This is a genomic window from Paraburkholderia acidicola, from assembly GCF_002362315.1.
Classification (GTDB): domain Bacteria; phylum Pseudomonadota; class Gammaproteobacteria; order Burkholderiales; family Burkholderiaceae; genus Paraburkholderia; species Paraburkholderia acidicola.
On sequence record NZ_MTZV01000006.1, the window covers coordinates 2,088,148 to 2,101,141 of the forward strand.

The following is a 12,994-nucleotide window of genomic DNA, read 5'->3' on the forward strand; positions in this document are numbered from 1 at the left end:
CAATCTGCCGGCCGGTTCACGCAGTACCCCGCAGTTCCCACAACGCGCAGATCAGGAGACAGACATGACATTCGCAAAAGGGCCGCGCACGGCTCGCCGTTCGGCTTTACGCACCGTTTTATCGGCCGGGCTGGCCGCTGCATGCGTGGCGAGTTTCGCCGCCAGCGGTGCGGCGCAAGCCGCGGAGATCGGCAAGGTTGGCCTGGGCCTGCCACTGCTGACCTCGCCGTTCTGGGAGTCGTACAACAAGTATCTGCCGAAGTACGCGAAAGAGATGGGCATCGACATCCTCGCGCCGGTCAATTCGAATAACGACCCTGCGCAGCAGATCACCGACATGAACAATATGGTGAACCTCGGTGCGAAGGGCATCGTGGTCGGGCCGATCGATTCCGCGGCGATCAGCCGTGCGCTCGACAACGCCGCTGCGAAGGGTGTCAAGGTCGTCGCCGTCGATGTCGCGCCGACCCAGGGCGCGGTTGCGATGGTGGTGCGCGCCGACAACCACGCGTACGGTGCGAATGCCTGCAAGTACATCGGCGAGCATGTGAAGTCGGGCAAGGTCGTGCAGATCATGGGCGACCTCGCATCGGTGAATGGTCGTGACCGCTCCGAAGCGTTCCGCGCCTGCCTGAAGAATTATCCGGGCCTGTCGCTGCTCGAAATTCCGGCTGCATGGAAGGGCGATGTCGCGGCGACCGCGCTCGACAGCCTGCTTACCGCGAATCCGGACGTGAAGGCGATCTATATGCAGGCGGGCGGCGTGTACCTCTCGCCGACGCTGCAAACGCTGCGCCGCAAACAGATGCTGTTCCCCGCCGGCGATGCGAAGCACATCGTGATCGTCAGCAATGACGGCATTCCGCAGGAATACGACGCGATCCGCCGCGGCGACATCGACGCAACTATTTCGCAACCTGCGGATCTCTACGCGAAATACGGCCTCTATTACATCAAGGCCGCGCTCGAAGGAAAGACCTTCAAGGCAGGTCCGACCGATCACGACAGCACGATCATCCAGTTGTCGCCGGGCGTGCTCGAAGACCAGTTGCCGGCGCCGCTCGTCACCAAGGCGAACGTCAACGACAAGAACCTGTGGGGCAATACGCTCAAATGAACGTGCCTGTGAGTGAAGCAGTGGCCGTGGTCGAAGCGCTTGGTGTCACGAAGCGCTTCGGTTCGACGGCTGCGCTGAACGACGTGAGCATCCGCGTGATGCCTGGCGAGTCGCATGCACTCGTCGGGCGTAACGGGGCCGGTAAGTCGACGCTGGTGTCGATACTGACCGGCCTGCGCAAACCCGATATCGGCGAGGTGCAGTTTGCCGGTACGGCGGCGCCGGTGATCGCCGATCGCGACGCATGGCGCGAACGCGTGGCCTGCGTCTATCAGCATTCGACGATCATCCGCGACCTGACCGTTGCGGAGAATCTGTTTATCAACCGGCAGCCGCAGCGGCGCGGCGTGATCGACTGGAGCGTGATGCGCCGCGATGCGCGTGCGTTGCTCGATCACTGGAAGATCGACGTGCGCGAAGATGCGCGTGCCGGCGATCTGACTGTCGAAGCGCGGCAACTGGTCGAGATTGCGCGTGCATTGTCGTATGGCGCGCGTTTCATCATTCTCGATGAGCCTACTGCGCAACTCGACGGCGATGAGATCAAGCGGCTGTTTCGCCGTATCGACGAACTGCAGCGCGAAGGCGTCACGTTCCTCTTCATCTCCCATCATTTGCAGGAGGTGTACGAGATCTGCCAGGCGGTGACGGTGTTGCGCGATGCGCGGCATATCGTCAGTGCGCCGGTATCGGCGTTGCCACGCGAGCAGTTGATCGAAGCGATGACCGGTGAACGCGGCGGCCTCGCGGTCGCCGACGCGGCAGGCCGTGCGGCATTGCCGGCCGGCACGCCGGTGGCGCTCGAACTCGCCGGGTTGTGCGGTGGTGATTACGAAGATGTGTCATTTACGTTGAAGCGCGGCGAAGTGATCGGCCTCACAGGAGCGACGAGCAGCGGCCGCACCAGCGTTGCCGAAGCGATTGCCGGTCTGCGCCGGCCGCAGCGCGGCGAGATTCGCGTGGACGGTACCGTGCTGCCGCCCGGCGATGTGCCCGCGGCACTCGCGCGCGGCATCGGTTGCGTGCCGAAAGATCGCCATCACGAAGGGTTGGTGCTCACGCAGTCGGTGGCGGAAAACGCATCGATGACGATCGCGCGGATGCTCGGCCGGTTCGGCATTGCAACACCCGCGAAGAAGAACGCGTTCGGCCAGAAGATGATCGAGGCGCTCGGAATCGTCGCACCCGGACCCGATCACGTCGTGTCGGGACTGTCCGGCGGCAATCAGCAGAAGGTCGTCATGGCCCGCGCGCTGGCTACTGATCCCGACGTGCTCGTGCTGATCGATCCGACCGCTGGCGTCGATGTGAAATCGAAAGAAGCGTTACTCGCGGTCGTGCACCGCGTACGCGAGGAAGGCAAGGCGGTGCTCGTCGTATCCGGCGAACTCGACGACCTGCGCACCTGCGACCGTGTGCTCGTGATGTTCCGTGGCCGTATCGCGGCCGAATTTCCTGCAGGCTGGCAAGACCACGACCTGATCGCATCCGTTGAAGGAGTCAGTCTCCATGAAGAATAGTGTGCCAAGCCCCGCCTTTCCGGCGGGCCCCGGGCAACCCGCGAATCCGGCGCAAGGTACGGCTCGCCCGGCCCGTCCGCGCATCGAGTTCGCCCGGCTGCGCGACCTCGCCCTGGTGCCGGCGCTGATCCTGCTGCTCGTGATCGGCGCGTTCGTGAATCCGAATTTCCTGACGAAAGCCAACCTGATTAGCGTGCTCGGTGCGTCGGCGGCACTTGCGCTCGTCGTGCTCGCGGAATCGCTGATCGTGCTGACCGGCAAGTTCGATTTGTCGCTTGAATCGACGGTCGGTATCGCGCCCGCCGTTGGCGCGATGCTCGTCATGCCGGTCGCGTCCGCTGGCTTCGGCACGCAGTGGCCCGCAGCGATCGGTCTGCTTGCCATCGTCGCGGTGGGAGCGTTGATCGGTTTTATCAACGGTTTTCTGGTTGTACGGCTGCGGCTGAATGCGTTCATCGTCACGCTCGCGATGCTGATCGTGCTGCGTGGCATGCTGGTCGGCGCAACCAAGGGCGGCACGCTGTTCGACATGCCGCCGTCGTTCTTCGAACTCGCCACCACGATCGTGTTCGGCCTGCCACTGTCGGTATGGCTCGCCGCTGTAGCCTTCGCGATTGCCGCGTTCATGCTGCGCTATCACCGGCTCGGCCGCGCGCTGTATGCGATCGGCGGCAATCCGGAAGCAGCGCGAGCAGCGGGTATTCGCGTCGAACGCATCACGTGGGGCGTGTTCGTGCTGGGCAGCATGCTGGCGGCGCTCGGCGGCCTGGTGGTGACGGGCTACGTCGGCGCGATCAACGCGAATCAGGGCAACGGCATGATCTTCACGGTGTTCGCGGCGGCGGTGATCGGCGGTATTTCGCTCGATGGCGGCAAGGGCACGATGCTTGGTGCGCTGACCGGTGTGTTGCTGCTCGGTATCGTGCAGAACCTGTTGACGCTCGCGCAGGTGCCGTCGTTCTGGATTCAGGCGATCTACGGCGCGATCATTCTCGGCTCGCTGATGGTGGCGCGGCTCGCGAGTGGTGAAGGGCAGAACTGAGAACGCATAGCGCCGCCTCAGGCGGCGCACGCAATACGGGGAGAATTCTCTTGAGTAGTCCATCGAACACCGACACGCGTCTGATCCTGCTGAGCCCGCAGGACAACTGCCTGATCGCGGGGGCGCGGCTCGAAGCGGGTACGCAGGTCGACATCGAAGGCGAGCGCGTGACGCTCGTGAAGACCATCGAACTCGGCCACAAGGTTGCGCGCCGTGCGCTCGTCAAGGACGAGAAGGTGCTGCGCTACGGTGCGGTGATCGGCCATGTCAACGGGCCGGTTGCGCGCGGCGAACATCTGCACACGCACAACCTCGAAAGCGATTATCTGCCCACTTATACGCACGACGCGGGCCACGAATTCGTGCATCACTGAAGCGGCTTCGTGCCGTGCTGGAACGATCATGACTGACTCTTCCGTAGCAAATACCACCGCCGAACCGGTGCTGCAAGGCTGGTTGCGCAACGACGGCCGCAAGGGTATCCGCAATGTCGTCGCGGTTGCCTATCTGGTCGAATGCGCGCATCACGTTGCGCGTGAAATCGTCACGCAGTTTCGCGAACCGCTCGATGCTTTCGACGATCCGCTTGCCGAACGCGAACCACCCGTGCATCTGATCGGCTTTCCCGGCTGCTATCCGAACAGCTACGCGGAAAGGATGCTGGAGCAGCTCACTACCCATCCGAATGTCGGCGCGGTGCTGTTCGTGTCGCTCGGTTGCGAGAGCATGAACAAGCATTACCTCGTCGATGTCGTGCGCGCGAGCGGCCGGCCGGTCGAGGTGCTGACCATTCAGGAGAAGGGCGGCACGCGCAGCACGGTTCAATACGGCGTCGACTGGGTGCGCGATGCGCGCCGTCAGCTCGCGGCGCAGACCAAGGTGCCGATGGCGCTCAGTGAACTGATCATCGGGACGATTTGTGGCGGCTCCGATGGCACGAGCGGGATTACCGCGAATCCGGCGGTGGGCCGCGCGTTCGATCATCTGATCGAGGCGGGCGCGAGCTGCATTTTCGAGGAGACCGGCGAACTCGTCGGTTGCGAATTTCACATGAAGAGCCGCGCGGCGCGGCCCGAACTCGGCGATGCGATCGTCGAGTGCGTGGCGAAGGCCGCGCGCTATTACTCGATTCTCGGTCATGGCAGCTTCGCGGTGGGCAATGCGGATGGCGGTTTGACCACGCAGGAAGAGAAGTCGCTGGGTGCGTATGCGAAGAGCGGTGCGTCACCGATCGTCGGTATCATCAAACCGGGTGACGTACCGCCTACCGGCGGCCTGTATCTGCTCGATGTCGTGCCGGACGGCGAGCCGCGCTTCGGTTTTCCGAACATCAGCGATAACGCGGAGATTGGCGAACTGATTGCTTGCGGCGCGCACATCATTCTGTTTACGACGGGGCGCGGCTCGGTGGTGGGCTCGGCGATTTCGCCGGTGATCAAGGTGTGTGCGAACCCGGCCACCTATCGCAATCTGTCGGGCGATATGGATGTGGACGCGGGGCGGATTCTCGAAGGTCGCGGCACGCTCGACGAAGTGGGTCGCGAGGTGTTCGACCAGACCGTCGCGATCGCGCAAGGTGCGGCGTCGAAGTCGGAGTCGCTGGGGCATCAGGAATTCATTCTGGTGTACAAGACGTTCGAGCCGGTCGGGCCCGCTTGTCTGCCGTCGGGTGCGGTGCCGCGGCGGGTGGTTGAGATCACGGCGCATTGAAGGGCGGGAGTGCGGCACCGCACTCTTCAATCTCGGAGACGGATGCAATGACAGAGGCTAGATCAACAACCACGCCCGCAGTCGCACAACGACGCAACATCGGTCGACGCGCGCTGCAGGTCAGCGGGCTTGGACTCGGTACAGCGCCACTCGGCGGCCTGTACCGCGATTTATCGGAAGAAGAAGCACAAGCCACCGTCGATGCCGCCTGGAACGCAGGCGTGCGCCTCTTCGACACGGCGCCGCACTACGGTCACACCAAAGCCGAACACCGCCTCGGCACCGCGCTACGCCGCTATCCGCGCAGCGAATACGTACTGTCGACCAAAGTGGGACGTCACTTCGTGCCGCGTGTCACACCGTACGACGGCAGCGAAGGCTGGCAGAACCCGCTGCCGTTCGAAGCGCACTACGACTACACGCGCGAAGGCATCCTGCGTTCGTTCGAAGACAGCCAGCAGCGCCTCGGTATGGTCGATATCGACATTCTGCTGATCCATGACATCGGTCGTGTGACGCATGGCGAGCGCAACGCGCACTACTGGAACCAGCTCACGGCGGGCGGCGGTTTTCGCGCGCTCGACGAGCTGCGCGCGGGCGATGCGGTGAAGGCGGTCGGCCTCGGCGTCAACGAAGGCGCCGCGATTCTCGAAACGATGGCGGAGTTCGATATCGACTGTGCGTTGCTGGCCGGTCGCTACACGCTACTCGAACAGGCGACGCTCGACGACCTGTTGCCCGCCTGTACCGCACGCAATGTGAGCATCCTGTTGGGCGGCGCGTTCAACTCGGGGATTCTCGCGCGCGGCGTGCAGGGCGATCTGAAGTTTAACTATGGTGAGGCGCCGCCGGAGATCATCGCGCGTGTGGCACGGCTCGAAGCGGTCTGTAAAAGTTACGATGTCCCGCTCGCTGCAGCCGCGCTGCAGTTTCCATATGCGCATCCGGCGATCGCCTCGGTGCTCACCGGAGCGCGCAGCCCCGCCGAATTGCACGAAAACGTCGCATCGTTCGAACGCCCGATTCCTGTGGAGTTGTGGCAGAAGCTGCGCGAAGAAGGGCTGATCGATCCGCGTGCGCCGGTGCCGGGAGTCTGACGTGACGACGCAGATCGATGCGCACCAGCACTACTGGGACCCCGAGCGCGACGACTACGGCTGGCTCACGCCCGATCTTGCGGCGCTCTATCGCCGCTTCGGTCCCGCCGATCTCGCGCCACTGCGCGAACGTGCGGGCGTGGCGCGTACCGTGGTCGTGCAGGCCGCGGCAACTGTCGATGAAACCCGCTACCTGCTCGCACTCGCGCGCGACGAGGCTTCGATTGCGGGCGTGGTCGGCTGGGTGCCGATGTTGCTGCCCGACACGCCCGCCCTGATCGGCGAACTGGCGGCACAGCCGAAATTCAAGGGCGTGCGCCCGATGCTGCAAGATCTCCCCGACGACGACTGGATCGCGAACCCCGAACTCGCGCCCGCTATCGATGCGCTGATCGCGCACGATCTCGCATTCGACGCATTGATCTTCGCGCGCCACGTCGCGCCGCTCGAAATCTTCGCGACGCGTTTTCCGAAGCTGCGCATCGTCGTCGATCACGGCGCGAAGCCGCCGGTCCGCGACGGCGCTGCAGGCTGGCAACCGTGGGCCGACGGAATTGCGCGGCTCGCGCGTCTGCCGAACGTGCACTGCAAGGTGTCGGGTCTCGCCACGGAAGCGTCGCCGGACTGGACCGACACCACGTTGCAGCCCTACGTCGCACATCTGCTCGCGACCTTCGGCGCTGAGCGCCTGATGTGGGGCAGCGACTGGCCGGTGCTGAATCTGAACGGCGATTATCTGCAGTGGCATGCGGTGGCGGACAAGCTGCTTGGCGCGCTGCCGCATGCGCAGCGCGACGCGATATTCGGCGCGAACGCGGCGGCGTTCTATCGCTTGTGACCATAAAATGCCCGCAGCACGCCGGTGAGCGCACGCTGCAATACCGGGTATGACGCAAACGCTATTTCAACTGGAGCCGTAGATGATACAAAGACTGGCCGGCAAGACGGCCTTGATTACCGCCGCCGGGCAAGGCATCGGACTCGCGACGGCCGAACTGTTCGCGCGCGAAGGCGCGCGCGTGATTGCTACCGATCTGCGTATCGACGGTCTCGCCGGCAAGCCGGTCGAGGCGCGCAAGCTCGATGTGCGTGACGGCGCGGCCATCACGGCGCTCGCCGCCGAACTCGGCGCAATCGACGTGCTGTTCAACTGCGCGGGCTACGTGCACGCCGGGTCGATTCTCGAGGCGAGCGAAGAAGATTGGGACTTTGCGTTCGATCTGAACGCGAAGGCGATGTACCGGACCATCCGCGCGTTTCTACCGGCGATGCTGGAGAAGGGCGGTGGTTCGATTATCAACATGTCGTCGGCGGCATCGAGCGTGAAGGGCGTGCCGAACCGCTTTGTGTATGGCGCGTCGAAGGCCGCGGTGATCGGACTGACGAAGGCCGTCGCTGCAGACTTCGTTACACGTGGTGTACGCTGTAACGCGATCTGCCCGGGCACCGTCCATTCGCCGTCGCTCGAACAGCGGATCGCGGCGCAGGCGGCCGCGCAGAACGCTTCAGTCGACGCGGTACAGGCGGCATTCGTCGCACGCCAGCCGATGGGCCGGGTCGGCAAGCCCGACGAGATCGCGGCGCTCGCGCTGTACCTCGCTTCGGACGAATCCGCGTTCACGACGGGCCAGGCGCATGTGATCGACGGCGGCTGGTCGAACTAAGAGAACGGGCAGAACTGGTAGACCTGGCGGAGCGACCGCGCACAGGTTGTTGTTACTGGACACACATTGGATAAAGAGGAAGTGCCACGATGAAGCTGCTTCGTTATGGACCGAAAGGTCAGGAAAAGCCCGGCCTGCTCGATGCGCAAGGCAGGATTCGCGATCTGTCGAAGGTGGTGGACGATATCGACGGCGACGCGCTGACCGATGCCGGTCTCGCTAAACTGCGCGCGCTGGACCCGGATTCGCTGCCGGTGGTGGAAGGCAATCCGCGCATCGGTCCGTGCGTCGGCAAGATCGGCAAGTTCGTCTGCATCGGCCTGAACTACGCCGACCACGCCGCCGAATCGAACCTGCCCGTGCCGCCGGAACCGGTCGTGTTCAACAAATGGACGAGCGCGATCACAGGGCCGAACGACGGCGTCGAAATTCCGCGCGGCTCGAAGAAGACCGACTGGGAAGTTGAACTCGGTGTCGTGATCGGCAAGCCGGCCAAATATGTCGACGAAGCGAACGCACTCGACTACGTCGCGGGCTACTGCGTGATCAACGACGTGTCGGAGCGCGAATGGCAGATCGAGCGCGCCGGCCAGTGGGACAAGGGCAAAGGCTTCGACACGTTCGGCCCGATCGGCCCGTGGGTTGTCACGCGCGATGAAGTTGCCGATCCGCAGAATCTCTCGCTGTGGCTCGAAGTGGACGGCCATCGCTACCAGAACGGCAGCACGAAGACGATGGTGTTCGGTGTCGCGAAGCTCGTGTCGTATCTGTCGCAGTGTATGAGCCTGCAACCTGGCGATGTCATCTCGACCGGCACGCCGCCGGGCGTCGGCATGGGTGTGAAGCCGGAAGCCGTGTATCTGAAGCCGGGTCAGACGATTCGTCTCGGCATTGAAGGGCTCGGCGAGCAGCAGCAGAGGACGTACGCGGCGGAGTGACGCTGCGCGGTGCTTGTGTACTTCGAGCACAACGAATGGGCCGCCGCGAGGCGGCCTTTTTTATTGCCCGCTCGATCGCTCGATCCCTCGAACACCCCGTTGGCTAGCGCGGGCTCAGGTAGGTTGCCCCGTACTATCCACCGAAGGCGCCCACCCCGGCGCACTGGTTTCCGTCCCGTCACCGATCCGGTTGACGGTGCCCTGCGCGACCGCGATCAGCCGTTCGTCGTGGTCGTCTATCACGAACAGGTTGCACTGACAGGTCGCGTGCTGTCGTCCCGCGTAAACGACCTGCGCGCGTGCTACCAGCGTGCCGCGCACGGCAGGGCGCAGATAGTTGATCTTGTATTCGCCCATGACGACCCGCGGCCCGAGCGCCAGCGCGCCCGCAAACGTCAGCGCGTTGTCCGCCAGATAGCTGATGACGCCGCCATGCACGAAACCGTGCTGCTGCTTCAGTTCGTCGCGGATCATCAGGCATAGCGTCAGTTCCTGCGTGCCGACGTGTACCAGTTCGGCACCCAGCAGCACGCTGAACGGCTGTGCGTGCAACGCGCCGCGTGCTCGATCGAGGAGATCTGTCATCGCCGGTTCCTTCGGGCTGCGCCCGCACTGGTTCTACCCACTCTAGGAAGCAGCGGCGTGGAGTCAAGGTAAATCGAAAAAATCACTGCGGAACTGTTGCGCGAAACAGTTGGAATCCACCTGATCGGCACATTCGATCAACCTGTTTCGTCTTTTAGGGCGATCAGCCATCCCGATTCGCGAGCGATCCGGCGCGCGATGCGTGGCAATGCTTCCTGCCGGGATCGCGGTCGATTGCCGGATGGTAGCTACACCGATTTTATGGCCTTTGCAATAGAGCGAAAAGGCCGCTAGTGCCGCGTATTATCGGGCGCGTCGGCATGGACGAGTTGACCAGCAACCGTCGATCGATTGATCGCGAGACTCAAAACATTTCGGAAAATCAAGCTAGCCACCATCTCGTGCGCTGACGGTCGTTTGATCGCGGCAGCGCGGCTCGGGGAGACCTCCAGCTGAGCTGAAATGGGAGTCAGAGCCTATGCAGTGGGCAAACAGGATTGCCTGGTCAATCCTCGCTTTCTCTGTTCTTGCGTGTCTGTGTCTGCTCGGTTACGTCGCGCATGAATGGATAGCTGCACGCGATGCGTACGTGCCGCCTGTAACAACGCTAGCGAACGCGCCCGACATAGAGGCGCATACGGCGCTCACGCGAGCAGCGGATCCTCAGAATTCGGGGTGGTGATGAGGAATCGGTCCACGAACTCACCTGCAGCCAGTCGAAGACGGAGGTGACGCCATGCCGGTCGAAGCGCACAGGCGCAGACACGTGACAAGGCACGACGTCGTGGATCTGACGCCACGATGGAAGGTCTTGATGCCGATACTGATTTCGGCGATCGAGTATGGAACGGACACCGGCAGAGAGAATGCGCGACGCAATCTCAACAAGCTGGCCGACAAAGTGGATTCGGGGCAGGAGCTGCAACGACGTGTGCGGGCCGCGCTTGATCGCCTGACGAGAGTCTGGCCTACCAGGCACGATGCACTGAGTCCCGCAGAGCGCGCCGCGCTAGCGGAAGTGATGGAAGTGTTGACGCTGACTGCTGCGGATGTCGTGCGTGTTGCGCACCGTGAAGATATCGCGGACGAAAGCGGCTGGATCGATAGTTAGCCGACACAAGCATCGCTTGTACCAGCGTCGCCCCGACCAGCCGAACTCCGATCAGGAACGGGAGGCGCTATTTGCAGGTCTCGCCTCATATAGCGAACCCATCCGATTCTGCCCTTCTCCCGGATTCCCAGATCCAGCCAGCCGGCTTTGGCATACGAACGACGGCCGGCCTCATTCTCTTCGTCGACAGAAAGCATGATCGACGCGGTATCGGTCCAATGAGCCAGGAGCCATTCCGGCAAATGCCGGAGCGCCGCCGTTCCGATTCCCAAACCCTGGAAGCGTAAGTCGATACGTAGGGCCGAAATGACGGCCGCTCCCGTTGAAGCCCAACCAGGTGCGGCGTTGCGCCTCTTCAAAACGAGAAAACCCGCAATCGCTTCCCCGTCGAAAATAGCCGCGCCCAGGATGTCACCAGTCACATCGGACGCGCAAGCCGCGACTGCGCGGTGAGTTGGCCCTGCGTATTCAATCTGTTGATCGGAAATCTTCAATTTCTCAACGTCGATTTTCTGGGCCGGATTTAACTCCTCCCATCGGACGATGTGGATCTCATGAGCCATTGCTTTTCCAACCAGGGGCGAGCGCGAAAGATTGCGGGGGAATCGGAGGCATTCTACTAGCTGCGCTCGACGACGTCGGCATAACGTCCGGGGCGATCTGGATATGCACACATCAGGTAAAAAACTTCGTGATTGACTGGTCCCCTTTGATATCTGGCTCGTCTTTAGAGCGGGACCAGCCAGAAAGACAGTTCAGGCTAGAGATTCAAGGGGAGATCGGTCGATAACTTAGGAAGTCTGACCGGTCGGACGAAACCCACGCAGGTTTCAGATAGAAAAACGGACTCAACAAACATTTTCTTTTGTTGTGACAAAAAATCCAATCCAGAAGACCGCGGTCGAACGTCTGGCCGATAAAGATGGGGAAACGGTGACGCCACTATTCAGGCTCGCCGCGCTTGAGCATCGACAGCAACAGTGGCTCGGGGATGTGGTCCTCACAGGTTCGTCGCAACAGCTAGGCACGAGTGTCGTGCTCTTTGCGATCGCAGTCTCGATCGGCCTGTTCCTTGTCTTCGGTGAATACACGCGTAAGGAGGAAGTCCAGGGACGCGTGACGCTCAACGACGGTCCCGCAGATGTTTTCGCACCTGTGATGGGGACAGTGGTACGCCAACTGGTCCACGAGGGTGAACAGGTCAAGGCGGGACAACCCCTGCTGGTTCTTTCAACCGATCGAACCATCGCGAGCGGATCATCACGTGAATCGATGGGTGTCTCGCTGCGTGCTCGAAGATCCAGCCTTGAAGACGCCAGGCAACAGCAGAAAACCGTGCTTGATGAAGAGACCCGAGCCCTCAAGGAAAGGATAGCGGACCTCGACACAGCAATACGTCACCTCGATGCGGAAATAGCCGGAACCGGAAGCCGATACGACTTGAGTCTCACCAACAACAGACGGTTCGAGCAGTTGCGAAGCGAAGATATCGTCTCGCAATCTGAACTCGAACAGCACCAGCAGGAGTCACTCACTCAGCAAACGGCGCTTGAGGATCTGCGCAAGCAGCGATCGTCATCGCAGAGTGAACTCGCACAGTTGCGGGCGGACCTCGCAAATGCCCCGTTGAAAGAGCAGAACACGCTTGCGGAAATCCAACGCCAGATTTTTGAACTCGATAGCGAGATCGCAGATAACGAGTCGAACCGACAGATCACGATTCCCGCTCGAGTCGATGGTGAGGTTACGTCGCTCCTGTCGCGAGTCGGTGAAACGGTCAATCCGACCACACCGCTGCTGTCGCTGCTTCCGCGCGATGGACACTTCGTTGTTCATCTGTTCGCTCCGAGCAAGGCGATTGGATTCGTCAAAGTGGGCAACCCTGTCTCGCTGCAATACGACGCGTTTCCCTACGAGAAATTTGGCCAGTACACAGGCCACGTCAGTTCCATTTCCCGTACCGCACTCAGCCCCGGTCAACTTCAGTCGCTCATTCCAGGGCAAACCGAATCGCTGTACCGCGTCGCAGTTGATCTGGATGCCCAGACAGTTAATGCGTACGGCAAGCAGGTACCGCTTCAGGATGGAATGAGTGTTCAGGGTGATGTTCAGATCGATACCAGAAAGCTGTATGAATGGGTACTGGAGCCCTTGTATGCGCTCACCCGACGTTCATAAACAGCGCCGCGAAAATCAGTTGTGGAGCGCTT

The 12,994-nt window shown here is 62.1% G+C and carries 13 protein-coding genes; 11 read left to right on the top strand and 2 right to left on the bottom strand.

The genetic code is table 11. The features are described 5' to 3' along the window. The first annotated feature begins 64 nt into the window (after nucleotides 1-64). The 9 genes from BWP39_RS28025 to BWP39_RS28065 all read left to right on the top strand — a co-directional run bounded on the left by BWP39_RS28025 (nucleotide 65) and on the right by BWP39_RS28065 (nucleotide 9,088). The gene (locus BWP39_RS28025; protein ID WP_096725472.1) at nucleotides 65-1,117 is read left to right on the top strand and encodes a sugar ABC transporter substrate-binding protein; all 1,053 of its coding nucleotides are present in this window, start codon (nucleotides 65-67) and stop codon (nucleotides 1,115-1,117) included. Then, nucleotides 1,114-2,637: a sugar ABC transporter ATP-binding protein gene (locus BWP39_RS28030; RefSeq protein WP_096725473.1), complete on the top strand. Its 1,524-nt coding sequence runs from the start codon at nucleotides 1,114-1,116 to the stop codon at nucleotides 2,635-2,637. Before BWP39_RS28025 ends, BWP39_RS28030 begins: the two co-directional genes overlap by 4 nt. After that, the gene (locus tag BWP39_RS28035) at nucleotides 2,627-3,679 is read left to right on the top strand and encodes an ABC transporter permease (RefSeq protein WP_096725474.1); all 1,053 of its coding nucleotides are present in this window, start codon (nucleotides 2,627-2,629) and stop codon (nucleotides 3,677-3,679) included. The genes BWP39_RS28030 and BWP39_RS28035 overlap by 11 nt, the downstream gene beginning before the upstream one ends. Before the next feature lie 50 nt (nucleotides 3,680-3,729). After that, nucleotides 3,730-4,053 (top strand): UxaA family hydrolase, encoded by a 324-nt coding sequence (locus tag BWP39_RS28040; protein WP_096725475.1) that lies wholly within the window; start codon nucleotides 3,730-3,732, stop codon nucleotides 4,051-4,053. Nucleotides 4,054-4,081: 28 nt separating this feature from the next. Further along, on the top strand, nucleotides 4,082-5,389 hold the full coding sequence (locus BWP39_RS28045; protein ID WP_096725476.1) for a UxaA family hydrolase: 1,308 nt from the start codon (nucleotides 4,082-4,084) through the stop codon (nucleotides 5,387-5,389). A gap of 47 nt (nucleotides 5,390-5,436) precedes the next feature. Further along, nucleotides 5,437-6,486: an aldo/keto reductase gene (locus tag BWP39_RS28050; RefSeq protein ID WP_096725477.1), complete on the top strand. Its 1,050-nt coding sequence runs from the start codon at nucleotides 5,437-5,439 to the stop codon at nucleotides 6,484-6,486. 1 nt (nucleotide 6,487) lies between these two features. Next, nucleotides 6,488-7,324 carry an amidohydrolase family protein gene (locus BWP39_RS28055; protein ID WP_096725478.1) on the top strand — a complete coding sequence of 279 codons (837 nt, stop codon included), beginning with the start codon at nucleotides 6,488-6,490 and terminating at the stop codon, nucleotides 7,322-7,324. Between the two features lie 82 nt (nucleotides 7,325-7,406). Then, nucleotides 7,407-8,150 (top strand): SDR family oxidoreductase, encoded by a 744-nt coding sequence (locus tag BWP39_RS28060; RefSeq protein ID WP_096725479.1) that lies wholly within the window; start codon nucleotides 7,407-7,409, stop codon nucleotides 8,148-8,150. Between the two features lie 89 nt (nucleotides 8,151-8,239). Then, the gene (locus BWP39_RS28065) at nucleotides 8,240-9,088 is read left to right on the top strand and encodes an ureidoglycolate lyase (protein WP_096725480.1); all 849 of its coding nucleotides are present in this window, start codon (nucleotides 8,240-8,242) and stop codon (nucleotides 9,086-9,088) included. A gap of 114 nt (nucleotides 9,089-9,202) precedes the next feature. On the opposite strand, the gene BWP39_RS28070 is transcribed toward BWP39_RS28065, so the two are convergent. Continuing rightward, nucleotides 9,203-9,673, bottom strand: a complete 471-nt coding sequence (locus BWP39_RS28070) for a PaaI family thioesterase (protein WP_096725481.1) — start codon at nucleotides 9,671-9,673, stop codon at nucleotides 9,203-9,205. 814 nt (nucleotides 9,674-10,487) lie between these two features. Between BWP39_RS28070 and BWP39_RS28075 the strand changes: the two genes are divergently transcribed. Continuing rightward, nucleotides 10,488-10,784: a hypothetical protein gene (locus BWP39_RS28075; protein ID WP_133116956.1), complete on the top strand. Its 297-nt coding sequence runs from the start codon at nucleotides 10,488-10,490 to the stop codon at nucleotides 10,782-10,784. Here BWP39_RS28075 and BWP39_RS28080 read toward each other — a convergent pair. Beyond that, a complete protein-coding gene (locus tag BWP39_RS28080) occupies nucleotides 10,781-11,347 on the bottom strand; it encodes a GNAT family N-acetyltransferase (protein WP_096725483.1) in 567 nt (188 codons plus the stop codon). The genes BWP39_RS28075 and BWP39_RS28080 overlap by 4 nt on opposite strands. A gap of 307 nt (nucleotides 11,348-11,654) precedes the next feature. Between BWP39_RS28080 and BWP39_RS28085 the strand changes: the two genes are divergently transcribed. Beyond that, nucleotides 11,655-12,962 carry an HlyD family secretion protein gene (locus BWP39_RS28085; protein WP_096725484.1) on the top strand — a complete coding sequence of 436 codons (1,308 nt, stop codon included), beginning with the start codon at nucleotides 11,655-11,657 and terminating at the stop codon, nucleotides 12,960-12,962. Nucleotides 12,963-12,994 lie beyond the last annotated feature (32 nt).